The organism is Mesorhizobium sp. M1027 (assembly GCF_040318745.1).
In the GTDB taxonomy this organism is placed as follows: Bacteria; Pseudomonadota; Alphaproteobacteria; order Rhizobiales; family Rhizobiaceae; genus Mesorhizobium.
Map to the genome: position 1 here is coordinate 140897 of NZ_JAMYMW010000005.1, position 26327 is coordinate 167223.

16 protein-coding genes are annotated in these 26327 nt (G+C 59.2%); all 16 read left to right on the top strand.

The features are described 5' to 3' along the window. Nucleotides 1-252 precede the first annotated feature (252 nt). The 16 genes from NKH50_RS11620 to dpdD all read left to right on the top strand — a co-directional run bounded on the left by NKH50_RS11620 (nucleotide 253) and on the right by dpdD (nucleotide 26004). Entirely contained in the window at nucleotides 253-633 is a 381-nt protein-coding gene (locus NKH50_RS11620) for a hypothetical protein (RefSeq protein ID WP_352878793.1), read from the top strand. A 460-nt stretch (nucleotides 634-1093) separates the two neighbouring features. Beyond that, nucleotides 1094-2059 carry a hypothetical protein gene (locus tag NKH50_RS11625; protein ID WP_352878796.1) on the top strand — a complete coding sequence of 322 codons (966 nt, stop codon included), beginning with the start codon at nucleotides 1094-1096 and terminating at the stop codon, nucleotides 2057-2059. A gap of 26 nt (nucleotides 2060-2085) precedes the next feature. Beyond that, nucleotides 2086-3195: a DGQHR domain-containing protein DpdB gene (gene dbpB / locus NKH50_RS11630; RefSeq protein ID WP_352878799.1), complete on the top strand. Its 1110-nt coding sequence runs from the start codon at nucleotides 2086-2088 to the stop codon at nucleotides 3193-3195. Continuing rightward, nucleotides 3195-4484, top strand: a complete 1290-nt coding sequence (gene dpdA / locus NKH50_RS11635; RefSeq protein ID WP_352878802.1) for a tRNA-guanine transglycosylase DpdA — start codon at nucleotides 3195-3197, stop codon at nucleotides 4482-4484. Before dbpB (NKH50_RS11630) ends, dpdA begins: the two co-directional genes overlap by 1 nt. Beyond that, nucleotides 4481-5569, top strand: coding sequence for a DGQHR domain-containing protein DpdB (gene dbpB / locus NKH50_RS11640; protein ID WP_352878805.1), 1089 nt, complete (start codon nucleotides 4481-4483; stop codon nucleotides 5567-5569). The genes dpdA and dbpB (NKH50_RS11640) overlap by 4 nt, the downstream gene beginning before the upstream one ends. A 4-nt stretch (nucleotides 5570-5573) precedes the next feature. Then, a complete protein-coding gene (gene queE / locus NKH50_RS11645) occupies nucleotides 5574-6206 on the top strand; it encodes a 7-carboxy-7-deazaguanine synthase (protein ID WP_352878808.1) in 633 nt (210 codons plus the stop codon). Then, nucleotides 6206-6577 carry a 6-pyruvoyl trahydropterin synthase family protein gene (locus NKH50_RS11650; RefSeq protein ID WP_352878811.1) on the top strand — a complete coding sequence of 124 codons (372 nt, stop codon included), beginning with the start codon at nucleotides 6206-6208 and terminating at the stop codon, nucleotides 6575-6577. The genes queE and NKH50_RS11650 overlap by 1 nt, the downstream gene beginning before the upstream one ends. Continuing rightward, entirely contained in the window at nucleotides 6577-7296 is a 720-nt protein-coding gene (queC, locus tag NKH50_RS11655; RefSeq protein WP_352878814.1) for a 7-cyano-7-deazaguanine synthase QueC, read from the top strand. Before NKH50_RS11650 ends, queC begins: the two co-directional genes overlap by 1 nt. Nucleotides 7297-8101: 805 nt before the next feature. Beyond that, nucleotides 8102-11335 carry a protein DpdE gene (gene dpdE / locus NKH50_RS11660; RefSeq protein ID WP_352878817.1) on the top strand — a complete coding sequence of 1078 codons (3234 nt, stop codon included), beginning with the start codon at nucleotides 8102-8104 and terminating at the stop codon, nucleotides 11333-11335. Continuing rightward, nucleotides 11332-13917, top strand: coding sequence for a protein DpdF (gene dpdF, locus NKH50_RS11665; RefSeq protein ID WP_352878820.1), 2586 nt, complete (start codon nucleotides 11332-11334; stop codon nucleotides 13915-13917). Before dpdE ends, dpdF begins: the two co-directional genes overlap by 4 nt. Then, nucleotides 13914-14819, top strand: a complete 906-nt coding sequence (dpdG, locus tag NKH50_RS11670; RefSeq protein ID WP_352878823.1) for a protein DpdG — start codon at nucleotides 13914-13916, stop codon at nucleotides 14817-14819. Before dpdF ends, dpdG begins: the two co-directional genes overlap by 4 nt. Continuing rightward, on the top strand, nucleotides 14819-17923 hold the full coding sequence (dpdH, locus tag NKH50_RS11675; RefSeq protein ID WP_352878826.1) for a protein DpdH: 3105 nt from the start codon (nucleotides 14819-14821) through the stop codon (nucleotides 17921-17923). The genes dpdG and dpdH overlap by 1 nt, the downstream gene beginning before the upstream one ends. After that, the gene (locus NKH50_RS11680) at nucleotides 17920-18645 is read left to right on the top strand and encodes a hypothetical protein (protein WP_352878829.1); all 726 of its coding nucleotides are present in this window, start codon (nucleotides 17920-17922) and stop codon (nucleotides 18643-18645) included. Before dpdH ends, NKH50_RS11680 begins: the two co-directional genes overlap by 4 nt. Then, complete coding sequence (gene dpdJ, locus NKH50_RS11685; protein ID WP_352878832.1) at nucleotides 18642-23201, top strand: protein DpdJ; 4560 nt, start codon at nucleotides 18642-18644, stop codon at nucleotides 23199-23201. The genes NKH50_RS11680 and dpdJ overlap by 4 nt, the downstream gene beginning before the upstream one ends. Then, nucleotides 23198-23737, top strand: a complete 540-nt coding sequence (gene dpdK / locus NKH50_RS11690; RefSeq protein WP_352878835.1) for a phospholipase D-like domain-containing protein DpdK — start codon at nucleotides 23198-23200, stop codon at nucleotides 23735-23737. The genes dpdJ and dpdK overlap by 4 nt, the downstream gene beginning before the upstream one ends. Further along, nucleotides 23734-26004, top strand: a complete 2271-nt coding sequence (dpdD, locus tag NKH50_RS11695; RefSeq protein WP_352878838.1) for a protein DpdD — start codon at nucleotides 23734-23736, stop codon at nucleotides 26002-26004. Before dpdK ends, dpdD begins: the two co-directional genes overlap by 4 nt. Nucleotides 26005-26327: the final 323 nt, after the last annotated feature.

Genomic DNA, 26327 nt, shown 5'->3' on the forward strand with positions numbered 1-26327 from the left:
GAAGGTTCGGCTGATATGGATGCCTCGCACTGGAAGCATGGAAATGTTGGGCACTCGCAGAGGCTGACCGACTCGATCCAGTGCGGTCTGGTCCGATTTTAACGCATCTCAACGAGCCGTCGCTATACTAAGTCAGCCGATGGCTTTCTGACCGACAGCCCGGCTGCAGCGAACGTCGCTGGAAGCGATATACGACAGCGCCATGATTTCTGCTCAACGAATTGCTTCCCTTAGATTCGTCACATTGCGCAAATGACGATCGAACAACGAAAGTATCCCGGTGAGCTTGCATCCCCGCAGCAGCCTCACGAACTGGCGGAAGAATACCGCAAGGCGGCAAACTTGCTCCTTCAACAAGGCCGACCCGGCAAGCCGTTGACAGGCGCGCCGTTCAGATTGTCGGCGATCCATGCGATCGAACTTTATCTGACCGCGCTTTCGCTCCAGCGCGGGCAGAATCCCAATCAGATCCGCAAAATGCAGCATGACCTGTCGGCGCGAACAGAACACGCGCTGGAAGCCGGGCTGCGCCTTCGCACGAAAACCGCCACGCATCTTCAGTCTTTAAGCCAAAACCCGGAGTATCTCGTTACCGTTACGGCCCTGAACTGGCGGCAACCGCGTCGCAAATAGACCGCCTTACCGCCACCCTTGAAGAGGTGGCGGCAAAGGTCACGATTTTGATGGCGGAACCCCCTAGAAGCGCCAAGCGACACCGTGTCCTCAAAAGCTGTCTTTGCCTCGGGAAAATGTCTACGAGCGGCGCTCACCCTTATCGCGGAACAGGCCGTCATCGAATATCTCTTGATTTGGTAGAGGCGCCAAGACGGCTGACCGCACAGATCGTTGGCTGACATTTCCGCCATCGAAGTAGCGCACAAATGCCCCACTTACTGCAGCCCTCAAACACCACCCGTCTTGAGGCCAGCAGTTGTTCGTCCTTCAAATTGAAAACCGTGCGATTTCCTGTAGCTGTTTTTCCGCAATTGTGATACTGTCTGTATGTTGTGGCTTGCCATGCCACGATACGCTAGATGCAGCAACAATATCCATTGCGCGAAATCAACAAAGGTCATTTGAGGCGCAGTTATCGATGAAATCGACAACGAATATCGCGTCGGCTAGCTATGTCGGGAGCGCACCCGACGCCGTGGTCATCACCATCTGCACCCTTCGAAAGAAGAAGCGACCACCTTTCGCTGCAACGCCTATTTCTTTGCCAATTGGTCCGCAGCATGCCGTCCAAACTGCTTGGATAGACAAGCTACGCGCCCTTCGACCCGAACTCCTTGCTGGAGCACTTTATGCTGGTCGCGGGTTTGGACTAGCGACCCAGGCAGCAGAGATCGCTGAGGGCAGACTCTACATTATTTCTGCCGGATTGGGCCTGGTGGCCGCCGACCGGCAGGTCCCCGTCTATGGGCTCACCGTCTCCAACGGATACGCGGAGTCTGTCGCCCACCGGATTTCAAATGAATTCGATGTCGGCGCTTGGTTTTCCAACCTGCTGTCAGGTCCGCATTCGGATCAGTGGACAGATGTGTTCGGCCAAAATTCAGGACGGGTGCTGATAGCACTCACCCGTCCTTATGCCGAGATGGTGGGCAACAGCCTCAGTGAACTGGAACCTCAAGCCAGGGCGCGATTGCGAATCTTCGGCGCGTCCCTTGCATCTGCCTTGCCGGTCGCACTCCGCCCATCGCTTGTGCCGTATGACGATCGGTTGGATACGATCCTACCGGGTACTCGAGCCGACTTTCCTCAACGAGCCTTGCTCCACTTTGCTCGGTTGGTGGCCTTCAACGGCGGCTCATATGACCGGGATGCCGACTATGCAGCAGTGGAGGCGGCTATGAACTCGGTGACGGCCCCCGAACGCGTGTTGCGGCCGCGCCGCAATGACGCGGAGATCCTCCAGCTAATTTTGGCACGGCTTCACACACAATCAGGTATTGCACGAATCCTCCGTGCGCTTCGAGATGAAGATGGGGTCGCGTGCGAGCAATCGCGGTTCAGTCGTCTCTACCGGACTGCTATGGAGCTAAGAGAAGCAGCATGACCCGTCCGCGAAGGACCACCGAAGCAATGCTGGCTGTTCGTGCCGTTCGTACCGAACAGGCAGACAAGGCTGTCTATGCATTCTTTGTGGCCGGTGCCGATCTTCTCAAGTTTGCAGAGATCAGCCGCGTCCACCGTGACAGCGAAGGCTCCTTGCAGGGATTTCAGCGCAAAGGCATTAAGAGCCATGTTCAAGCGATCACGGAGTTCCTTGATCAGGGGCCCGTGCTATTCCCAAACGCGATCATTCTCGCGCTATCGCCGCGCGCGCGTTTCACCCAGACACGGGGCGAAAAGCCGGGCGGCGACGTAAAGTCGTGCGAGGCCGGAACACTGCGAATCCCGCTTCCAAACGACGGACCAAAAGCGGCTTGGATTGTCGACGGCCAGCAGCGTTCGATTGCACTATCGCAAGCTCAGAACAAGAGCTTTCCGGTTCCCGTCGTCGCCTTTGTGTCGGAGGAACTGTCCGTTCATCGCGAACAGTTCATCTTGGTCAACAAAGCCAAACCGCTCGATCCTCGGCTAATCAACGAATTGCTCCCAGAAGTGGACACCGCCTTTCCGCGTGACTTGTCGTCTCGGAAGATCCCGAGCGAACTCGTCAATCTCCTTCAGACTTCTCCCGATTCTCCCTTCCAAGGCCTGATCAAAAGGCTTTCTGAAGATTCTGGGATCGCCGTGATCACGGACTCAGCATTGATCAAGGCAATTCGTAATAGCATCAACAGCGCTCTTGGCGCTCTCGCTCCGTACAAGGCGACACCCGAATATCCCGCCGATGTCGATGCAATGTACCGCACACTTGTCGCTTACTGGACTGCTGTGCGCCGCGTCTTTCCTGAGGCGTGGGGTCGTCCACCGACCGAAAGCCGGCTTATGCATTCAGCCGGCATCGAAGCGATGAGCCTATTGATGGACCGCATGATGTCTCGCGCGGCTCCTGGTACCGACCTGCTGCTCCATGCGACCGGGTCGCTGGCGCGCATCGCTCCATACTGTCGCTGGACGAGTGGCAGATGGGCGGAGTTGCAGCGCGACTGGAACGAGATTCAGAACGTCGGGCGCGACATTAAATTGTTGTCTGGGCATCTAGCGCGCCTTGACCACATGCATGCCTTTGCAAAGGTCGCGTAATGCAATTCGTTTTCGCTGACAGCGTTGATACGATCGATCCAGAGTACGACTTTGTTGCTGATCGCAACGGCGCGGGTCGATCGGTTCACCGTGATGACCAGTACCCACACGAGTTCCTAGAACAAGCACCGTATGACGGTATCCTGGTTTCCCGCGGCATCGTCGGCGATGCTCGCCAGCCAGGAAAATATTCAGAAGCTCAGTTGATGCGCTTTCGTCGGGAGGGCGCTCGACGCTTTCTGCGCTATCCGATCGATCGATTTCCGGGAAGCTTGTTGATAGGCGACTGCGGCGCCTTCACCTATCGGAACCTGCCGGAACCGCCTTACAAGGCCGACGACACAGCGGAGTTCTATGCTGATGCCGGTTTCACGCATGGATGTTCGCCAGATCACCTTATCTTCGACTTTGACGACCTTGGGGTAACGCGGGTCCTGGACGACGTGCCAGCTGATGTGCGCCGTCGCTACGAGATCACGCTGCAGAACGCGACTGAGTTCTACAAATCTGCCAAGAGCATAGGCCCAGGCTTCACTCCGATGGGGGTCATACAGGGTTGGTCGGCTGAGAGTATGGCGCAAGCTGCCCGCAACCTGGCCAGCATGGGATACGACTATTTGGCGATCGGCGGCACCGTGCCGTTGAGGATCGATCAGATTCGCCGAGTCTTACAAGCTCTGCGTGATGCTCTCCCCGACCGGGTTCGACTGCATCTTCTCGGTTTTGGGAAAATCGAGGAACTGGCCGTACTGGAGCAGTACCGTGTAACCAGTTTCGATACGACGTCACCGCTCTTGCGCGCCTTCAAGGATGCCCGGAAAAATTACTGGGTACGGACGCCCAGCGGCGACCTCTCGTACTACACCGCAATTCGTATTCCGCAGGCCACCCAGAACAACAAGCTCAAGCATAAGGCGCTGGAAGGCAGCCTCAACCAGGAAGACGCGAGGCGTCTTGAAGACGCCGCGCTTCGCGGCGTCCGCGCTTACGCTGACGGTGGCGCGACCCTGGACCAAAGCCTTGATGCCGTGATGGACTATTGGGCCGCCCTGAACTGGCACGACGAGGTGTCACCAAGCCGTCGTGCCGACGCCGCAACCCGTCAGCGCAAGGTCTACGCCCAAACCCTTGGCGATCGTCCCTGGGAGCGATGTAGCTGCCGAGTTTGTCGGGAGAGCGGCGTAGAGGCCGTGATCTTCCGCACCTCAAATCGTAACAAACGACGCGGCATCCACAACCTCCACGTCTTTCACACCCATTTGAGCGAATTTCGACGAGAGAGCCTATGAATAAGGATCATTTTCTTCGGTTTGATGCGCTGGCGCCGGTTCAGAGCGAGAAGCTGACGGTCTTCACCTTCATTGCGGATGCTGCGCAGGTTGCACGCATTGCTAGAATCGAGCGGGCGGGTCGCGATGATGGCGGCGCCCTGCAAGGTTTTCAGCGACCGCAGATCGCGGGGCACATTCGCGAAATCCGTGACTATCTCGAAAAGCCGAACGCGATCTTGCCCAATGCCATCGTCGTGGCTTTCATGGGTCATGCTCGGCTCGAGCCGGCAGCGAGCCCAGAAAACCGACTCTGCCAACTGGTGATCGACACATCCGACGGCCCACCTGGTTGGATCGTCGATGGGCAACAGCGCTTTACAGCCCTGTCTGAACTTCGAAGCCGTGATTTTGAAGTGCTCGTGTCGGGCTTCATCTGTCAGACCGAGGAGGAGTTGCAAAAGCAGTTCATCCTCGTGAACAACACCCGCCCGCTCCCAAAGGCCCTGGTTTACGAGCTCCTCCCCAAAGTGGGAGACCTGCCGCACCGCATGTCCAGCCGATCACAAGCGGCACTTGCTACTGAGGCTCTCAATTATCGCAAGGGGTCGTCGCTGAGAGGTTTGATCAAGCAGCAAACCAATCCAAAAGGGGTGATCCGGGACACTGTGCTCCAGAGGGTTATCATGAATTCGCTGAGTGACGGCGCGCTGCGTCTCTATGCCGGCGAGGATGAGCTTCTGCTAGATCAAGGCGTCACGATGATGAGCGAGTTCTATCATGCTGTGCAACACGTCTTTGCAGAAGATTGGGCCGACAAGACGCCCAAGACCTCTCGGTTGATCCATGGCACGGGCATTGTCGCGCTTGGATATGTCATGGACTTTCTCAACAGCGTTACCGGTGCTGCCACACGCGACGAATTCGCGAGTGGATTGCGGCTGCTAAAGGGAAAGACTGCTTGGAGCGAGGGCGAGTGGGAGTTCGGCGCCGAGCGCCGACGTTGGAACGGGCTTCAGAACGTTCCGTCTGATGTCCGCCAATTATCACTTTACCTAGTCCAGGTCCTCAAGCGACGCCTGGCCGAATCCGCAAGGGCAGCCTGAAACCATGAGTTACGCAGTAAAAGAAATGTTCTATTCGCTGCAGGGCGAAGGTCGTCACACCGGGCGGCCGGCCGTTTTCTGCCGGTTTGCGGGTTGTAATCTATGGAGTGGCCGGGAGCGCGACCGAGCAAAAGCTGTCTGCAATTTTTGTGACACCGATTTTGTCGGCGTCAATGGCATTGGTGGTGGGCGGTTCAGCGATGCGTCTTCTTTGGCAGTCGCCATCGAGAATATGTGGGGCGCCGGGACGTCCGAGCGATTTGTCGTTCTCACGGGCGGCGAACCGCTTCTACAGGTTGGGGATGAGCTTGTGTCGGCACTCCACGGTCGCAGGTTCGAAATTGCCTTAGAGACCAATGGAACGCTCGCGGCCCCCGATGAGATTGACTGGATAACCGTTAGTCCCAAGGGTGCGACAACCTTAGCGCAAACAACGGGAGATGAACTGAAACTGGTGTTTCCGCAAGTGGGCCTGGATCCTGCGATCTTTGAGAATCTCGCATTTGACCATTTCCTTCTGCAGCCTCTCGACGGTCCTATGGTCGAAACAAATACGGCCGCGGCGATAGCCTATTGCCTGCAGCATCCGCACTGGCGCCTATCTCTCCAAACTCACAAATTCATGGGGATCAGATAATGTACGAACTGAGCAAGGAGTTTCGCTTCGACGCGGCGCACACGCTCCAACGTCAGGTTGAAGTCGAGCCGAGCCGCCGGATTCATGGGCATTCCTACCGCGCAGAAGTAGTCGTCCGCGGCCGTCCTGATCCGGAGAGTGGCATGGTCATCGATCTAGGACTGCTCGATCAGGCTCTCGAAGAGGCTCGAGATGGTCTCGACCACCGCTTTCTGGACGAGATTAATGACCTTGGACCCGCGACAATGGAAAACCTTTCGTCGTGGATCTGGCGGAAAGTCGCCCCCATTTGTCCGAACTTATGGCGAGTGACCGTAAGACGCGATAGCGACACGGGAGCCTGTAGTTTCTACGGTACGGAAACACAATAATGTCCAATTCAAGCGCGCTCGTACTTTTTTCCGGCGGTCAAGATTCCGCTACATGTTTGGCTTGGGCTCTCGACCGGTTTGAGCGAGTAGAGACAATTGGCTTCGACTACGGTCAGCGGCATCGCGTAGAACTCGACGCGCGTATCGAGTTCCGTGCTGGCTTGACGACAGCTTTTCCGGCCTGGGCCGCAAAGCTCGGTGAGGATCGTGTGCTTGACCTGTCGGTGCTCGGCCAAATCAGCGACACTGCGCTGACGCGTGAAGTTGAAATTGCCACAACGTCTTCCGGTCTACCGAACACTTTCGTGCCCGGTCGTAATATCGTTTTCCTCACCTTCGCCGCCGCAGTGGCCTTCCGCCGAGGTCTGAAGCATGTGGTGACAGGCGTTTGTGAAACCGACTTCTCAGGATATCCAGACTGTCGAGATGACACGATCAAGGCGCTTCAAGTTGCCCTCAATCTCGGCATGCAGAGCCGCTTCGCTCTAGAGACGCCACTGATGTGGGTAGACAAAGCGCAGACTTGGTCTCTTGCGGAGCATCTAGGGGGAACTCCCCTGCTAGATCTAATCCGTGACCGCACGTTGACTTGCTACAATGGCGACGTCGAGCACACCCACGAATGGGGTCGTGGCTGCGGCGAGTGCCCGGCTTGTGAACTGCGCGCCCGAGGATATCAAAACTTCCGCTCAGTGGTTCGGGAGACAGTCGATGTCTAATCTGGATACCAGACGCAGGATCGAAGGCGCGCTATTCCTGGTCGCCTTCACCTGCACAATCCCGCTTGCCAACTGGCTCATCGGAAATGTGGCACTGTCTGTGCCCCGGATGGGCCGTGCCTCATCCCGGTTGCGCCGGGCATTGTAGCACCCAGCGGCGTTCTCGCGATTGGCGCAGCATTGGTTCTCCGCGATCTTGTCCAGCGACGGCTCGGCCTCATCTGGTCCTTTGCCGCCATTGCTGTCGGTACGGTTCTTTCGGCTTTCTTTGCGCCTCCTATGTTGGTTATCGCCTCAACGGCCGCCTTCGCCCTGTCGGAGACGGCGGATCTTTTGTATACACGCCGCTACAACGTCGCGGCTTGTTGTAGCAGCGACTGCCAGCAGTGTGGTGGGCTTGATCATAGACAGCATCGTTTTTCTCACCCTCGCGTTCGGAAGTCTCGATCTTCTCCTAGGGCAGATCCTTGGTAAGTTATGGATGGTCGCTGCGGCACTACCGGTATTGGTCTGGGTTAGGTCGCGGGATCGCCGGCTTGGCATATTGACGCCTTAGTCGAGAGCGTTGATCAACGCGTCCGGATAACGCGTCTTTGGCCGCCTGCGGCCAAGCGTCGACGTTCGATAAGATGTTCCAAGCGCCATAACGCCTCCAAATAACGTTGGGAGCGATGTTGAAAGTTGCTTAGCTGAGGCGTGAATGGTTTAGTCTGCTCAGGGGGTGGACCACAATGATTCTAAAGCGGGTTGATTTCGCACGGCGAGCAGGTTCGAGCACCCTACGCACACCGGCGAGCGATCTTGCGTGTTCGTAAAAGCGATCTCTGGTGAATTAGCCGGTTGGGGGATCGGCAAGCTGCTGTCGCAGGACGGACCGACATGCACGGTTGAATATTTTGATGCGCCGATGTTGGAGCCCTTACTTAGGCAGTGCTCGTCGTCGGAACTCCGCTCCGTCTCGATAGCCGCTCAAACTCGAGTTTATGCCGCCGACGCTACAGTCGGCTCTTGGGAAGTAGGTCGGGTTCTTGATGACCACGGCGACAGCCAGTTGGTCAGATTCCCGAACGGCAAGACGCTCTACCTACCGATCTCTAAGGTCTTTGTCCGCTGGGATCGCTCGATAAGTGATCCAACGTCATTTTTGGGTGCTGGAATCAGCGAGACGCCGCGCTTCGGTGATGGACGGGGCCCTTTCGTGCGCACGCTCTTGCAACAGCGTTCGGCCGCGCTAGGGATGTCCGCGCTCCCTTCATCGGCAATCGATCTGGAGGCTCATCAAATCGAGGTGGTGCGGAAGGTGTTGCAGGATCCGGTCCAGCGGTACCTACTCGCGGACGAGGTTGGGCTGGGTAAGACGATCGAAGCGGGCGTATTGATCCGCCAATGCATTCTCGACGATCGCGAGACGGCTTACATCGTTGTGATTGTACCAGACGCGTTGGTCTCCCAATGGCGGATGGAGCTGTCGGCGAAGTTTTTCCTCGGGGATCTGCTTGATAAGGCGATCTTTGTCGAGCCGTTCTCTGGCCGTGAACGCATCGCCTCGCACGTCGCGAAAGCGACGATGCTGGTAATCGACGAAGCGCATCACGTCGCTACTGACGGAGCTAAGGAATCGGTGTCGGTCTACGACCTTCTAGTGAAAGCGGCCCCGCGAATCGAGCGCGTCCTGCTCCTCTCCGCGACGCCTGCCCTGCACAACGAACGTGGCTTTCTCCGCATGCTGCATCTGTTGGACCCCCAGGGCTATCCGCTCGATAGCGAGGAAGCGTTCCGGCGCCGCATCGAAAGCCGGAAGGCCTTGGCCGAGATTGTCGCCACCCTCACTCCTGAGAACGCCCTCTACCTCGACTATACTTTGGACCAACTCTTGGAATTGTTCCCGGACGACCTGCGTCTAGGGCAGGAGACCGGTCGGCTACGGGAGCTTCTCACGAAAATGCCCGCTGAGGACGACCCCAAACTCGTCGAAGCTATCGCCAAGGTTCGAGACCACCTGAGCGAGGTCTATCGACTGCATCGACGGATTCTGCGTCATCGACGGCGGAGCGTCAACGGGGTGACGCCCGATCGGGCGGGCCTGGAGGAGGTCCACTACACCTCTGTCGCCACATCGCGGGCGGCCGATCTCGCCGAAGACTGGCGTCTTGCGGAGATGTCGGAACAAAATCTCAGCGATCCAGGGTCAGTTCGCCTCACCGCAGCGCTCGACCTCGCTGAACAAAGATTGGGATATAGGTTGTACGCCTGCGATGGCGTCCGCCAACGATGGTCGCCGTCAGACCTGGGTGCCTCCGAGATATATCAGCGAGCCGCGGCCGCGCTGACGGATCCCATACGGTCAGCTGACAGATTTGAGGCGCTTGCGCGGGCGATTGACGCGCGATCATTGCCGAAGGTGCAGTTTATCGTTTTCTGTTCTGATCCGGAGACCGCTGACGCGCTGGCGGCTAGCCTTTCTACGAGTCTTGGGGTCGTTGTCGATCGACACGATCCCACGGGCGAGGCTTGGCGGGCGTTTTGCGACGACCTGAGCCGACCGGTACTCGTCTGCGACTACCGCGCCGAAGAAGGGCTCAACCTCCAGGGCGGCGAAAAGGTCGTCGTCCATTTCGATCTGCCCTTAAATCCCAACCGCGTCGAACAACGTCTGGGGCGAGTAGACCGCTATGGATCTGGTCGCGCCGTCAAATCACTCGCGCTTTGTTGCGACAGTGATCCTCTCGAGGTCGCTTGGACACGTTACCTGGATGACGGGCTCAAGGTCTTCGATCGATCGATCGCAAGCCTTCAGTATCTGACCGAGGAAGTGGTCAAAGACCTGCCCAAGCTGTTGCTCGCGGAGGGCGTAGAGGGAGTCGAGGAACTTCTCCGACAAGACGGCGGTGACGACGGACGTATCGAGCGTGAGATCCAGAGCATCGACGAACAGGACGCATTGGACGCGCTCGGTGCCCCGCGGGCCGAAACTCTCGACGCACTCTCGGACCTCGACGATCAATGGCGTCAAATCGAAGCTGACATTAGCGGGTGGGTGCAAACAACGCTGCAGTTTGACCGTGGACAGGATCCCTATGCGCGGGACGCGAGGGAAGCTTCATCGGCGCCTGGAGGCGTTTTCCGATACCGGTATTTGACGGGCGATCGCCACACGCTCATTCCGCTCGAAGCGTTCGTGCAACGGTGCCGACCGGCGATCGACACTGAGCTGAGGGTCGTCGGTGGCGATGTTTGGACCACCCCGTATACCTATCGACGCCTTTCGGCTCTTTCGCGGCAGGGGCGTTCCGCTCGCGCTCGGGTCCTGAGGTATGGTGATCCGCTCCTCACAGGTCTCAGCGATATCACTCAGCGGGACGAACGAGGTCGTTCAACAGGGGTGTGGCGGCACGCGCTAGGAACCCCGGATGGGGCCGGCCCTCTCTTTTTTCGATTTGACTTCGTCGTCGAAACGGATGTTAGGCCTGCAGTGGAGGTGCTTGACCTAGCTGGTCATCTCACGTCGTCGGCGCTCTCATCCGTCGGCCGCAGGGGCGACATGGCCTTGGCACCCTTCTTCCATACCCTCTGGCTTGACGCCGATTTGCTAGAAGTGAGGGATGCGGCATTGATCGCCGCTTTGTCAAAACCTTATGCGATCGAGGCCGGCGACCAAGGCGGGCGGGACTTCAACTTGAATCCCAGGCGTTGGCGCATCCTAAGGGAAATGGGGCTTCCCCATATAGAGGAATGGCCGGAAGTTTGTCGCCGAGCCCGAGTGCGAGCGGAGGAATGCCTGAGGGCCCTTCCACTTTTGAACGAGGGGTTAGATGAGGCGGCCCGGCGCGCTGAAATGGCCGATGCAGCGCGCCTCGGTCTGCTGCAAGCTCGCGCGCATCGTTCGGAAGTCGGTGACCTGCGTGATCTCGAACTTGAGCGAGGCTTGTCCGAGCAATTGATCGTCGGGATCCGGTCGCCACGGGTCTCGCTCGACGCGGTCACCGCATCGTTCATCGGCAAGAACTTGGCGGTCGCTGCAGCGTTGGCACGTGCATGACTGGACCAGTTCTTGATTTCGAACACCTCTACGAAGTCCTCGCAGGCTGGCCTGCTGTCCCTGTTCCAGCGAGCGCGCGAGACGGCCTCTTCGAAAGGGCGCGGCACATCCTTCTGGCAGCGAGCGTTAGCCGTGGCTCGTTGCCGATTGCTGACCTTATTCCGATCCTCAAGCACATCTTGCGGCGGGAGTCGCTGCAGGCCGGCGCGAATGCGCAATTTAGGGTGCCACTGACGAATCCTTGGCCCAGCGAATCGGAATGGGCCCGGTTCGGGGTCAGTGCCCATAGCCAGACAGATCGCGACCTGCTGATCGAAGCTCTGCCATGGGCGCCGACCTGGCTGTCGAGATCAGACGTCCCCGTGTTCGAGGATGTCTTTCGGCAAGCGATCGTGCGCAAGGATTGGACCACCCCAATAGACCCCTTCCTGGCGGAGCCCAGCGGTTTTGCTTCCTACGTTTCGCCGGGCCAACGCGAGGCAGTGCGAAGCGTATTTTTGATGCGCCCCGGCGACACTCTCATCGTCTGCCTGCCCACCGGTTCAGGGAAAAGCCTCGTCGCGCAAGCGCCGGTCTTGGTAAGAGGCCTCGAGGGCGGTCTGACGCTCTGCGTCGTGCCGACGACAGCGCTCGCCCTAGATCAAGCTCGGCAGATGTCAGAAAGGCTGGCCGCAAGGGCTCGTACCGGCGCAGGGGAGCTCCACCTCGCCTGGCATGCGGGCCTCTCTGTCGAGAGGAAGAATCTTATCAAAGCGGCTATTCGGCAAGGACGCCAGGGGGTGCTCTACTGTTCGCCGGAAGCCGTGACGGGTGCCTTGCTCCCGGCCTTATACGACGCTGCAAAGGCCGGTCTGCTCGACTACTTCATCGTTGATGAAGCACATTTGCTCAGTCAGTGGGGCGATGGCTTTCGACCCGCATTCCAGATGATCGCGGGCATTCGTCGCGGCCTGCTACGAGAGTGCCGGAACGAACCGTTCCGGACGATTTTGATGTCCGCCACCCTCACGCCGGATGCCATCGGGACGATCGACGCGCTGTTTGGACCGCCGGAGTTCGTGCAGATGGTCGCGTCCGTCCACCTTCGCCCCGAGCCGCAATACTGGATACACCGAGAGGACGACTCCGCCGCCAAAGAAGCGAAAATACTCGAGGCGGTCCGCCACGCTCCTCGCCCACTCATCCTCTACGTCACAAAGCGCGCTGACGCTGGATCTTGGCGCCGGCGCCTTCAGGCGGAAGGATTCGGCCGCGTCGCCACGTTCCACGGCAAGACACCGGACTCCGAACGGCTGAAGATCATCGAAGATTGGTCTCAAAATCTGATAGACATCATCGTCGCAACCTCGGCGTTCGGTGTGGGCATCGACAAGAGCGATGTAAGGGCCGTGATACATGCCGCCGTGCCCGAAACGGTCGATCGGTTCTACCAGGAGGTCGGTCGAGGTGGTCGTGACGGTGCCCCCGCAGGATCGTTGATGATATACGGCAAGGCGGATGTCGAAGTCGCAGAACGAATCGCCTCGCCATCGCTGATCAGTGACGAACTCGCGTTCGATCGCTGGGAAGCAATGTATCGAAACGCCACGAAATTGAACAATGTGGGGCGCCGGTTCTTGCTCGATGTCTCGACCGTGCCACCCAAACTTCGCCGCCAGACCGACTACAATCAGGCCTGGAACATGCGAACCCTAATCATGATGGCTCGAGCGGGTCTGTTGGACCTGGACGCTATGGCCCCAGAAGTCCTAGAGCAGAGTACTGATGAGACTGACGCTGACTTTGATCGTCGCACTGAGGATCATTGGGCGTTCTACTACACGCGCTGTATCATCGAGGTGAACTTCGGCAACCACCTTGACAAGGCAGGTTTCTCCTCGCTGATCGCTTCAGAGCGGTCCCGCGCGTTTGTCGCCGCGGAGGATAATGGCCGACTGCTCAGCTCGTTGATCAGCGGCAACTACGAGATCGGGGAACTGTTGCACGGCCTCTACCAGAGTTACGCGCCTGGCCGAGCCGTTATTGTCTCAAGCGCGTGTGGCGGCTGTCCCAGCCACCGGCGCGATGACGTCACCAATATGGATTACGCTGAACCGGCAGTCTCAGGCATCGAGCGGATAGTAAGGCAGGACATCTCGGCGTGGATGACCAAATTTCCGCATCTTTCAGCTGCGGCCCCGATCATTTTGACCCTTCCGGACCCTTGGGACGACGCAACTGCAGTATCCATCGCGTCGGATGCGGTCGCCGTTTTCAACGCGCGCGAGGTTGCTGTGTCGCGCCGCTTTAGGTCGGCGACTCAGGCGCTCAAGACACTGCACAGACGATCACCCAGCGGAATGGTGCTGCTGGAAACGCTTGAGGACGAGGTCAGAAACCCGTCTACCGCCCCACTGATCCGAGTGAGCATTCTTTCGGAGCAGAGTTCGCCGCCACACCATGTTTTTGAGATGTCGCGGGCGCTGCACCTTATTGTTGCCTCGGCATCGCTTGCCGATCCATATCATCCCGGTCGGCGACTGGGTGAGGTCGGAGCCAATACGCTGACTTTAGAGCAGTTCCGTTCGGGAGCACGCCAATGACGGTGCTGAACCAAGCCAGCGACGGCCAGGTGAACACGCTGATCACGCTCGTCAGAGCGTCGGTTCGCTTCGGGCCCCGGTCGCGCGGAGATCTCCTCGCGATGTGCGGGAGTGATCTCGAAATTGTCGAGAAGTCGAAGCTGAACGGGTCATTTCTGCGATGGTTAGAACTGGGTCTGTTCGAGACGGTCGACGATCTCACGGCGCTGAGGGAACCTTATCGATCTCGCCTCGGAAGCGATGTCTCTAAAGTGGAGACGCTGCTACCAGCCGTCGCGCGCGAGATCGCGTTGCTGACCGAAAACAATGCTCGATTCTGGGAGCAAGAGGGCTCTAGAAGCGCAGACCTGAGCCGTGGTCTGTCTTGGATGCTGGCGCAGGACGTATACACGCTCGACACCTCGAACCATGCCGCAATTCAGGCCTTGGAGGCGGTCCAGGTGAAGGACCCGCAAAAGCGGATGCTCCAGAACGACACCCGCTACAACACGCTGAAGTCCTGGATGACATATCTTGGCTTCAGCCGCGAAGGCCCGCTCTTCGTTGTCGATCCTACTGAGGCCCTCAGAGGGGTCCTCGACGACGTGTTTGACAGCAACGCGCCGCTCCCCGCCCGCGCCTTCCTTGCCAAAATAGCGGACATTCTACCGGTGCTCGACACCGGCCTGTACCGCGCCCGGGTCGAGGAAACCCTCAAGGATTCGACCTGGGAGCCTGCCGCCGAGGGCGTGTTGTCGACTTCGCTCTCCAGGGCAATCGAACGCCTTGTCGACGCGGCCGAACTCGAATTCGAACAACGAGACGACAACGAAGAAGGCCTTCAGATGACAGGTTTCGGAGGGCGCCGCTGGCGCTCCTTCCCATACATTCGTCGCGGCCCCGCCCGTACCGGAGCCGCGTAATGCTGGACAACTACTGGCCACTGGAATCCCAGGTCAACGCCTGCATCAAGAACGAGGCCGAGACCGCGGATGTCGCCGTTCTTTTGGCAGTCCACCAGCCCTCATCGTTGGTGACGATCGACGTTGGCACCGGCACGCACACGGTTGTCAGCGAGCAGGATCTGCTAGACGCCTTTCTGACGGACAACGTGCCGGGCGGGACCCTCTTGTTTCCGATCACCGGCGCCTCGGGTGCGGGGAAATCTCATATCATTCGTTGGCTTGACGCGCAGCTCCAGCGATCACCGAAGCGCGACAAGCTTCACGTAATCCGTATCCCAAAGAGCGCGAGCCTTCGGAACGTTGTGGAATTGATCCTCGAGCCCCTCAAGGACAACGCCCGGTATAAGGACGCTAGTGAGGAACTCAAGCGGGCCGTCGCCGAAGTCGACGTCGCGACCGCTGCCGTCACTTTTCGGGCGCATCTAGAGAACGCGCTGGCCGATATTCGCAGGAAGCTGGAGGCCGAGGCCCAGCGACATCCAGAACGGACAGACCTTCGACCCAAGATCGGTCACGCGAGGGACTTGCCGAAGCTCTTTTCCGATCCGGCCCTCTCGCAGCATTTCGTAGAAAACGTGTTGTCGCGAGTGGTTTCGCGTTCTCTTCGGGGCCGCAACGAAGCCGACGACGAGGCCGTCGATCAGACGCAGTTCACTCCTGCCGATCTCGTCCTGCCGAATAGTGTGAATCTGGGTGATGCCTCTTTTCCAGTTCGTCAGTACTACAAAACGATCGTGGCCAGCGCCGACCCGGCCCGGGTAGTTGTTGCGATAGATCTGCTGAATGAGGCTATCGACCCTGCAATCGGAAACGTGTTTCAACTCCAACAGTCTACGGGCGGAATCACATTACAAGACATCATTCTTGCAGTTCGGAAGACTCTTCTCGATGAGGGAAAGGAACTCGTTCTGCTCGTGGAGGATTTCGCAGCCCTTTCAGGCATTCAAGACGTTCTTTTGAAAGTTTCTATCCAGGAAGGCGAACGGGACGGGAAGACAGTGCGCGCGACGATGCGGACTGCAATCGCCCTGACCGACGGCGTGCTCGCATTTCGCGAGACAATTTACACGCGAGCCCAGCGCGAATGGGTGGTTGGCGGTCGCGATCTGTCCGACGAGGAGATCAGAGCATCCGCTGTGGAACTCGTTGGCGCCTATCTGAACGCTGCGCGATGGGGCGAGGACTCTCTTCGGCGGAAGTTCGCCGACTCTGATGGGCAGACCGCAGGCTCTTGGCTTGGCACGTGGCGCGACGAAGATGACGACGCTGCCCAGGACCTTCTTGGCGCCTTCGGGGCATCGCGTGCTGGCCATCCCTTATTTCCTTTCAATCGACAGGCAATCACAGCCTTAGTTGACGCACACTTGGTCAAAAACGGGCAGCTGGTCCTTAACCCCCGCAAGGTTATCAACTTCATCCTGCGCAACACGCTGCTGTTACGCAGCGAGTTCCAGGCAAAGGCCTTTCCTTCCGCAGATCAGAAGGCCGTGCTCCCGAACTCCTGGCTCGTCGGCTGGGTCAGACGGGCGGGCCAGACGGAGGCGAACCGCAAACGCCTTGGCCCATTGTTGGCCATTTGGGGCGGAAACCCGACGACGTCTGAAGGCATCGCAGGCGTGCCGCCAGGCATCTTTAAGGGGTTTGGGCTTCCTACGCCGGCGGAGTTGGACGGCATCACTTTTTTGGCGCCGGAAGAACCCGTCGAAGCCACGCCGACTGCCGCCACATTAAGGCCAGCGCGCAGTACACCTGCCCCTTCCCGCGCCGCAACAGGTCCTGACCCTTGGTTCAGCGACCTCCAAGCCAAAGTCGATGCTTGGTCGGCCGGAACCCCATTGGGGCAGGCCGAGGCCAACGCTATCCGATCGGCGTTGGCAGGAATGATCAAGGACGCGATCAATTGGCCGGCTCTGCGTTTACGACCGCAGTCGATCCGTCCAGGCTCAATCCACATCGCCAATGCCAAGGGCAACGCTCCCGCCAAGCGGGTCCTTCATGTCTGTGAGCGCTTCGAGGATGAAGACGGCCGGATCCGCGCCGCTATGCTCGGAGCTTTGAGGTACACGCGAAACCAACAGCGATGGGCTTACGAGGGTGCAGACGATGATTACGTTGCAACGTGCAACCTCGTTGACAAGCTAGCCGCGCAACTTGGGCCCATGCTCTTGGATGAGGCAAGTCGCCAAATCAGCGCGATCACGAGGGGGCTCATCATGCAGGCTCGCGTTGCCGGGCTCACGCCGCCAGTGAAGCTGAACAACGTGCCGGCCCTCCTCGCCGCAACATTCGAACAGCTGCCACCCATGGAGCCCCAGGCCTTCGACGAAGGCTGGGAGAAGGTTCGAACTTCCGTTTGGGGCGACGTGAACGGCGCACCGGCCCGAAAAACTCTTCAGAAGGACTTGCTTGATCTCCTGGGTACATTCCAGGGAACCGGCTCGGTGCTCTTTGGCCTAGATGGCGTGCGTCTTCTAGACAGCTTGGCGGCCGGCGAAAAGGATATCGAGGCGGAAACCGCTTTGCCAGAGGACCTGAACCCGGAGACGCGAGCCTATCTGAGCCCGCTAAACGCGAAGCGATTGTGGGCTCAATTGCAGAGCGTCATTCGGAAGTTACGCGACTTCCGAGCACAATTGAGCGGCTACATTGATGCCGATTTCGACAAGAGCGCCTTCATCGAAGAGCTTGAACAGGTCGCGTCTTTGCTAATGTCGACGTCGAACTGGACCCGCAACGACATTAGTCTGAAGGACTTCGAGCGGCGCCTTATAGAGTTCCGAAGCACCCCAATCGTGGACCTCGTCAACAAGGCGACGCTCGTTGATGAAGCCAACGCCGAGCAATTGCCCAAGGTGCTCAACGCTCTCGGTTCACTGGATCTCTCATCGGTAGACCGCACCGTCTCGTTCTTAAACATCGTGGATGTCATCGTCACCGGCGCCGAGCAGACCGTCGACCGTGTTTATTCCACTCACGAACAGGCCAATCCGGCCAAAATCGCAGACGAGATTGACGCGCTCTTGACCCTACTCGCCAACGACAGCGTAAGTGAGTTCCAATGAAAGACGCACTCCCATTTCGCGTTTCAGCGCTTCGGCAGAAGCTGACTCGACTTCAAGGTCTCACGGCGAACGCGAAGGAGGCCAGCGATCTGGCGGTATTGCGAAAAGAGCTGGGGACGTCAGCGCAGGCCGTTGCGAACTTAGTCAGGCAGCAGACAATGCTCTCTGGCTTGGGCGTCAAGATCCAGCCGCCGACAAGCCTCAGCAATGTTCGAAAGAGAGCCACCACAGTCAGGGAAAAGTTTCGGACCGAGAAAAAATCCGCAACCCTAAAGAAGGGAACGGGATGGACGTCGCTATTGAGCGACGGAGACACGGCGATCAACGACATCGAGCGAGCTCTCCTGGACGGTTGGAGAGATTTTCGCACTGCTGTCTACTCTGGCGACACGCCAAGCGTGATCGACAAACGGATCGCCCGCACGCCGCAAAATGTGCAGGCTCTTAACGAGTACGATCAGGTTTACAGCCAGTTCTCGGTTCTTTTCCAGACAGTGCCTACGAGCGCCGCAACCGTTGAGACCTCCAAGAAACTTGCGAGCGATCTGGTGCGGATCTCAGAGAAGTTTGATTTCGCGGTTGGCACCGAAGTGAAGCGATTTCTGGCTGCGGTTCAGAGCGGCGGAGCTCCGCTAGCCCTGTTGACCGCCGAAGTGTTGAAGTGGCTCGCCGACAACAAAGCTACGGAAGGTTATCTGATCCGGGCCTCGCGCCAGCCATGACCCCCGACGATGCACTGCTGATCACCGTCCTGGACCAGATAGAGCAGCAAGAGGCTCGTCTGCTTTCATGGGGCTTAGTCGACGCGTTCCTAACCGGCCAAGAGCTTCGAGAGATCATCGATGATGTGTTGAACGCGCTCCCCTCGTTTGATGGTCTAACAATTCTTCACGCCTCGGATGTGCTTGAGAAGCTCCTCCAGCGGACTCTGGTTTTCGACGTCGGGGAGGAACCCGGAGAGCGCTTTCGATCGAGGATGGCCGAGGGCGTCAGGCTAATGTTTCGGCTACGGCAGCTCTTTCCCAAGCACTCCGGCCCGATCGGTTGGCAGGACGCGCCGACGCTGGTCGCCGACTTCCGTTTCATTTGGAGACGCCGGCGATATCCCAAGCGAACCATCTCGGCCGACGCCGCGATTGCCGAGATAGCCGAAGCAGTTGGTGATCACGAGGCCCGCAGCGCACTCGACGCCCTCGTACGGGGCTACGGTTCTGATTTCACGCTGTCGAAGTTCCAGGTGGCTGCCACCAAACGCATTCTCTCTGGCCTCGACAGCCCATCGTCTCAGGCCACCCTGGTGAGTGCGGGAACCGGTAGTGGCAAGACGCTGGCCTTTTACCTGCCAGCAATGGCGCAGATCGCCGCACATATTCGGCGTGATAGGTCGGGCACCCGCTGGGTTAAGGTTCTCGCTCTATACCCCCGCAACGAGCTCCTGAAGGACCAATTCGCCGAGGTCTACTCCCAAGCACGCGCTCTCGACGCTACTTTGGCCGCTCAGGGAAAGCGAAAGGTCCTGATCGCCACCTTCTTTGGCCCTACGCCGGTGAATATGAAGGCAGCCGAGCACGGGTACGGCGATGAGAAACGCGGGAAGTGGCCCGATCATCGGGATGGCATTGTCTGTGAATCGATACGGTGCCCGACAGAGGGCTGTCAGGGCAACTTGGTTTGGCTCAACGAGGACCGGAACCGGAATTTGGAGAACCTCCGTTGCGATGCGTGTGGCCATCGCATCCGGGAGGACGAGATCATCCTGACCCGTGAGCGTCTGAATTCAGAGAGCCCGGACATCCTCTTCACCACGACGGAGATGCTGAACCAACGGATGGCGGACTCCGAGACACATCACCTTTTTGGGCTGGGCGCTAAAGCAGAGCGCCCCGTCGAAATGATGCTGCTGGATGAAGTCCACACCTACTCGGGTCGCTCCGGCGCGCAGGTCGCGTTCCTTTTGCGCCGCTGGCGCACGCTGCTACGAAAGCCAGTTAGCTTTGTCGGGTTGTCGGCAACGCTGCGAGATGGCGCCAAGTTCCTGGCCCAGCTGACGGGCCTTCCAGAGCAGGCGTCGGTCGAGATTACGACGATCGCATCGGACATGATCGACGAGGGCGCCGAGTACATGCTCGCGCTTAGAGGCGACCCCGTATCTCAGGCGGCCCTTATGTCGACCACGATTCAGGCCGCGATGCTTACCTCGAGGATTCTGGATAACCCACGCGAGCGAAAGAGCCACGGTGTCTTCGGCGAGCGCCTGTTCTTGTTCACCGACGACCTCGATGTCACGAACCGCATGTATTATGCGATGCTGGATGCCGAGGGCCGAAACTCATGGGGGAACTTCGACACCCAGAAGCACCCTCAGGGCGGTTTGGCCATTTTGAGACGCCCAGCGGCAAGTCTGTTGCGCAAGCGTCACGGCCAGGATTGGCAGGCTCCGCTCGATATCGGGCACGAATTGAATAGCGGCGACCGTAAGGCCGTCGGACGTGTCATGTCGTTGGATCCGGGCGTCGGTCAGAACCTCGACATTGTCGTGGCCACCGCCGCCCTGGAAGTTGGATACAACGACCCCCTAGTTGGGGCCGTCATTCAGCACAAGGCTCCCCGGGATGTCGCTCAGTTTCTGCAAAGGAAAGGCCGGGCCGGCCGCCCCCGCCGGATGCGGCCTTGGACAATTGTGGTCCTATCGGATTACGGGCGCGACCGCATCGCCTACCAGGGCTACGATCTTCTTTTCGATCCCGAGTTGGCGGTGCGAACTCTGCCGACGGGCAACCGCTACGTCCGACGGATCCAGTCGGTTTACGCGACGCTCGACTATTTAGGCCAACAACTCGACGCGGCGTCAGACGGTAGCGTGTGGCGAAACCTCAGCGGTCCGACCACTTGGCGCGCCGATACTGACCGCCAAGCCCGGATGGCACGCGCCATCACACGCATCCTTAGTGAACCCGCTGAACGTGACCGTTACGCAGCCTTTCTCGGCCGCGCACTCCGGCTTGACGACAAGGAAGTCGCGCTTCTCCTTTGGGACTATCCCCGTCCGCTTCTGACCGAGGTCCTGCCGACAGCCCTTCGACGGCTAGAAACCGCGTGGCGAACCGAGGGCTCCAGCCCCGAGACCGTGATTAATAACTCCCCGTTGCCGGAGTTCGCGCCCGCCAACCTGTTCAGCGATCTGAACTTGCCGGAAGTCCTCATCGCTCTGCCTTCCAGGGGCGGACAGACCCCCGCTCCTCAGGTGATGCCGATCTTGCAGGCGATGCGCGATTTCGCGCCCGGCAGGGTCTCTCGCCGGTTCGCCTTGAACCACGCGGCGGAGCGGCACTGGGTGTGTCCCACCTTGGACACTAGTCCTCGCCAAAGCGTTGCCCTGGCGTCGATCTTGGAGGCAGAGCCGCTCGGCGAGTGGGCGGTGACGACGGACATAGGCATCTTCCGCTACCCCGTCCATCGACCTCTGCGGATCATCACAGAGCAGACGCCGCATAACATCCTCGACACCTCCCAGGCTCGACTGGAGTGGCGCACTCAGATCGTTGCGCGGGCGAGCGGTCTCGTCCTTGAGATGCCTCAACGGGACCCTTGGTCGAGCCTTGTCTCTGAGGTTCGATTCTTCACGCACCAAAACCTCGCCCCAGTGGAGGTTCGGCGTTTTGCGGTCGCTAGCGCGGCCGAGATAAAGTACAAAAACGGTAGCACTGCTCAAAAGACTTTTACTTTCGAGGCTGACGGCAATCCAGCGGCCGTCGGATACAGCCTCAACACCGATGCGCTGTGCTTGAAGCTCGCTCACCCCGAGGCGCTTTGGTCATCGCTCGGGGGTGAAGGCAGTGCCCTCTATCGCGCCATGCGTACGGCTCGCTTCCATCACCAGGCGACCCGTGGGCCGTACTTGGCGAGCGTCGACAACGTCTTCGCGCGGGAATGGCTGGCTCATCTTCTGCTCGCCGCCCTGTCGAACGAAGCCATCGCCAAGTCGATCTCGCTGCGAGAGGCGGCGGAAAACCTCGCAACCGATGTCGCCGACCTTTCGCTCGGTGCGACGCTGACAATCCTTTTCCAGTCGGCCGTCGTCGACGACGCCGACGCCCATGGCAACACGCAAGACAAGCTGCGTCAGTCCCTTTCGATCCACCTAGCAAACCCCGCCGTCGTCGCCGACCTCCACAGTCTGGCGGCGATCCTCTGGATCCCGGTCAGTCAATCCTGGGAGCCATGGCTACAAGAACGCTTCTCGGTCACGGTCGCGGCGGCGGCGATGAATGCCATCGCGAGCCTGTGCCCCGATATTGACGTCGACAGCCTGGTCGCCGACATCGACCCCGGGCCGCGCGAGCCAGACGATGTCTTCGCGGCCTCGTCGCGCGAAGTCTGGATCAGTGAACTTTCACCAGGCGGCAATGGCCTGATCGAAGATGTTCTGAAGCAGTATGCGGATGATCCTCGCCGGTTCTTCAGCCTCATGACCGCCGCTCTGCGGGACAATGATTTTCTGCTTAGCGATTTCCAAATGGTTCGCTTTCTTGAGGAATTGGAGACGCATCCGGGTGGCGATATTGCTGATGTTACGGCCCGATATCGGTCAGCATATGGCGCTAAGCAGAGCCATGTTCGCTTCACCGAACTGAGGCACACCTTGGCGGCAGAAGGGTATGTCACCTTCCACGCGTTTATTGTCGCCCTCGCAAATAGGATATTGCGGCCTGGGTCCGGGCCTGCGAGCGATAGCTTCCTGCTCGCGGCACTGACTCGTTGGTCTTCGGAGGAGGTACGGCTCGGCGTAGAGTTGGATGCGCGCGTCATCGCCTATCGCCTCGCACGCCGCGCTGACATCGACGCTGCGCTCGTCGACGCTGGCATTGAGGTCCCTACTATCAACCCCGATCAGTGGCGCTTTTCCGTCATCTACAGCCTCCTCTGGCCTCGCGGCGCCCACATCCGCCGATCTGGCTTAAGTCTGTATTCAGCTTTCCGCGATTTGCCGTCCGCAGAGCCACTGTTGCTGAAACCCCACCTGGGTCGCGGGCTTGAAGTCATCGCCATCCACACTGAGGGCTGGGAAGAACTGTGCCTCGCACGATTGGCAATCGAAGGTGCCGCGACCCTGATCTGCCCTATGAACGCGGCATCCGATCTAGCGGACGCGCTGAGCTTTCTCGCCACGAACCCCGTACAAGCCGACTATCTCTCTGTTTACGCCCGTGTTCAGGCGGTGCGGCGTGTACAGGACGCCTTCGAGATCGACCTCGATATCGCGGAGGCGGTGCAATGAGGTTTGAAAGTCGACGCATCTTCAAGAGCCTCGCCACCAGCCAGAACGTGGTTCGCGAACTGCTTCAGATGATGTTTTTGGGCGAACTGATTTCTCCTGGAGGACAACGCGCGTGGCTGGTCAGCCCTTGGATCAGCAATGTGGTGTTATTCGACAACCGCGCCGGAGGCTTCAGTGCCGTCAATCCGGAATGGGGCGCGCGCGAGGTGCGTCTTATTGAGATTGCGCTCTATCTTATGGCACGCGGGACCAGCATTGGCATCGCCACCAATTTTGACGAGCACAATGGCGCGTTTTTGGACGCGCTAACGGTTGGCGCTGAGGAGGGTGGGCTATCAGAAAAATTGAAAATTGTTAGGCGCAAACATCTGCACGTCAAAGGCATTCTGCTGAAACGTGGGCTCCTGACGGGATCGATGAACCTCACGTATCGCGGCCTTGAGTTTAACGATGAGACCGTCGTCTACGACACGGCCCTCCAAAGGATCGCTGAGGCCCGAGTGAATTTCGAATCCTATGGAAGGTCAGAGGGATGATTGCCGGCCTTTCCGAAACCGAGCGCCCGTGGCTGGAGCGGTTCTTCGGCGCGCCGAACGAATTGATCTGGGCCGACATCGAAAAAAGCGCCGCCCCCGCGGATAGGCTCGACGCCGTCCTGCCGTGGTTGTTGAGGCTGAAGGATGGGGCGTCCGACGCGCCGATTATCCTACCGTTGTACCGCAATGGGACCGTAGCCGGCTGGTATGCCACGGCCTCAACAAAAGAAGGCGAGCAGCGACTTCGAGCAACTCTCCGCGCTTGGTTCGGACCATCATACCTTTCCCACCTGCAGGTCGCCGATTCTGCAAACCCCAGCGCAGAGGCAATGCGGACCCGCTTCGGCAAGCAAGTCCTGGCTTTCAAGGGGCCCGACAGCTACAAAATAGGCGAGCGCCTCGCGTTGCTGGCAAAGCTGGACGGCCAACGCCCTCATCTAGGCCGAACCGAACCGCGACCCGTAGGCCGGGTGCGATCCGATCTGGAACGTGCGTTGCTCTCTCGGGATGAAGTGAGTGCACTAGCACTTATTGCTGAACTCCGTGGCTCTGGCCGATTGAACGAGGAGAACCTCAGATTTCTCGATATCCGGCTCATGGCCGGGCTCGGCCAATGGGAGCAGATCGCTCGCGACTACTGGACGATCAAAACTCTCGCTGACCTTCCCCTCCCGCCACAGACCCTGTCGGACCTCATCGAGGCTCTTTATCGAATCTATGTCGATGAAGCTGAGGTGGCAGGCGACGCCCGAGCGGTTCGCCTTGCGTTCGAAGAGCGGGTCGCCAAGCCCTTTCCGAGGCTGTTCGCGTCGCGCCACGGCGTCCGAACACGCCGCGTGGTAAAGGCCTTCGTTCTCTATGAAAGCATCCAGACAAAGCCGGACCCCACCATTCTCGAAGGGCTATTAAGTCTACTTCCCACGGAGGACGCAACCTGGGCTGATGCATTCATCGGCGCGTCGAACAAACCCGAGTCCGCTGTCGTGGACAAGGCGCAGGGTGGGCCAGTCGCTCAGTTGCCGGACGAGGCCGAAGCAGCATTCGAAGACGGCCAGTACGATCGGGCATATGAACTCTACTTAGCCAAGCCGCTTCACCGGAAATCGCTCAGCGTGCTCCTGTCGTGCGTCCAATTCATCGGCACGGCGGAAGCCCGACGCAGGCTGCTCGACACATTCGACGCTCAACCATCGGTTCATGAGGATCTGCCAAGCGCCCTCGTTTTGCGCCTACAGAGCCTGCGCGATGGGGCTCCTTCGGAAGAGTCGGAGACTGAAGGGCCTCTTGAACCAGCCGGTTGGATGCGCTGGGCTCGGCGTCTAGCTGCCGGATATCCTCCCGAGACCGCAGAAGCCGAGGTCCTTAACGACCGGGCGATGTGGAACGCCGTTCCGTTGCGGTCCAACGTCCAGCTCTGCAGGGAATTTTCCAACCTGATCGGGAATCTCAGCGACGGCGCGGCCGACGTAGCGCGACGTTCCCTATCACTTATAGTGCCCGCCTTTTTCCCGGAGGGTGAGCCTACCACGCAATCAACTAAGCCTTTGGCGACTGTAATCCTGCTCCTGATCGCAATGGACGAAGCCGTGGCCCGCGGAGATCTTGAGATCCTGAGTACGATCCTCGCCGCGCTGCTCGAGTTTGGGCTCAGCACCCAAGAGTATGTGACGACAGTCGCCGACCTTGAGGCCATCCAAGATCGAGTGGCGTCATATGCCAATTTGGCGTGGTCCTTGGACGTATGCGAAGCTCTGGCGATTTCGCCAGCGCCCTCTAGTGAAGCGAACGAAGCCAGATTGCGATTTTTTCTCAAAGTCGTTAGTCAATCGCATGGCTTTGCGCATCGGCTCGGCACCCACGATTTCTTGCCGATCAAGCTTTTGGCCCGTGACTACGGTGTGGATCCTTCCGCCATTGCGGACCTCCGCCCGGCCCTTAAGGCGGCCGACGATGCCGAAACCGGCGAGATGCTCGCGGCTAAGACGATCGGAATTTACACCCTAACGGAGGCGGCAGGCGCGCGCGCCAAGTCAGCGCTGAGGGAGCTCTTCCCATCCTGCGCCGTCGAGGTGAACTCTGACACGGTGTGCACTTCGAGCCTTACGAACCTCGCGAGGACAGCGGACATCTTCGTGTTCGCGTGGCGAAGTAGCAGTCACCAGGCCTTCTTCTGCGTCAAGGATGCTCTAGGCGGTCGCGATCCCATCTACGCGGCAGGCAAGGGAACGGCGAGCCTGGTGAACGCGGTGCGCGACGCTATTAGGTAATTCTGCGAGACGGGTTCGTCCGGACGCCTACGCGTGTTTGCGTGTGCCGCCCCGCGGGATTGAGCGAGTCGGTGGCCCTTCGGCAGGACATGGTGCGTGACAGTTATGCGGCTCGCGACTTGATTTCACTCGAGGTTCCCGCATCCTCGCGCCGCTTCGCCGCACCCCGCATCTCTGTAGTCTTAGTTCGTCCGCGTGGCTGAAACTGTACGATATGGGCGGTCGGCGCCTCGCCGCGCACGAGTATGGCGATGTGATCACCGACGCGATTGCGGCAAGGAGCGCAGCGATCGTGGGCATTGAAGCGCCCTTCGGCAATGCCA

Excerpts from the sequence above, each read along its gene's own strand:
- dpdG (WP_352878823.1), top strand. The coding sequence starts at position 13,914 with ATGACGGTGCTGAACCAAGCCAGCGACGGCCAGGTGAACACGCTGATC.
- NKH50_RS11650 (WP_352878811.1), top strand. The coding sequence starts at position 6,206 with ATGTACGAACTGAGCAAGGAGTTTCGCTTCGACGCGGCGCACACGCTC.
- NKH50_RS11625 (WP_352878796.1), top strand. The coding sequence starts at position 1,094 with ATGAAATCGACAACGAATATCGCGTCGGCTAGCTATGTCGGGAGCGCA.
- dpdJ (WP_352878832.1), top strand. The coding sequence starts at position 18,642 with ATGACCCCCGACGATGCACTGCTGATCACCGTCCTGGACCAGATAGAG.
- queC (WP_352878814.1), top strand. The coding sequence starts at position 6,577 with ATGTCCAATTCAAGCGCGCTCGTACTTTTTTCCGGCGGTCAAGATTCC.
- dpdA (WP_352878802.1), top strand. The coding sequence starts at position 3,195 with ATGCAATTCGTTTTCGCTGACAGCGTTGATACGATCGATCCAGAGTAC.
- dpdK (WP_352878835.1), top strand. The coding sequence starts at position 23,198 with ATGAGGTTTGAAAGTCGACGCATCTTCAAGAGCCTCGCCACCAGCCAG.
- dbpB (WP_352878799.1), top strand. The coding sequence starts at position 2,086 with ATGCTGGCTGTTCGTGCCGTTCGTACCGAACAGGCAGACAAGGCTGTC.
- queE (WP_352878808.1), top strand. The coding sequence starts at position 5,574 with ATGAGTTACGCAGTAAAAGAAATGTTCTATTCGCTGCAGGGCGAAGGT.
- NKH50_RS11680 (WP_352878829.1), top strand. The coding sequence starts at position 17,920 with ATGAAAGACGCACTCCCATTTCGCGTTTCAGCGCTTCGGCAGAAGCTG.
- NKH50_RS11620 (WP_352878793.1), top strand. The coding sequence starts at position 253 with ATGACGATCGAACAACGAAAGTATCCCGGTGAGCTTGCATCCCCGCAG.
- dpdD (WP_352878838.1), top strand. The coding sequence starts at position 23,734 with ATGATTGCCGGCCTTTCCGAAACCGAGCGCCCGTGGCTGGAGCGGTTC.
- dpdF (WP_352878820.1), top strand. The coding sequence starts at position 11,332 with ATGACTGGACCAGTTCTTGATTTCGAACACCTCTACGAAGTCCTCGCA.
- dpdH (WP_352878826.1), top strand. The coding sequence starts at position 14,819 with ATGCTGGACAACTACTGGCCACTGGAATCCCAGGTCAACGCCTGCATC.
- dbpB (WP_352878805.1), top strand. The coding sequence starts at position 4,481 with ATGAATAAGGATCATTTTCTTCGGTTTGATGCGCTGGCGCCGGTTCAG.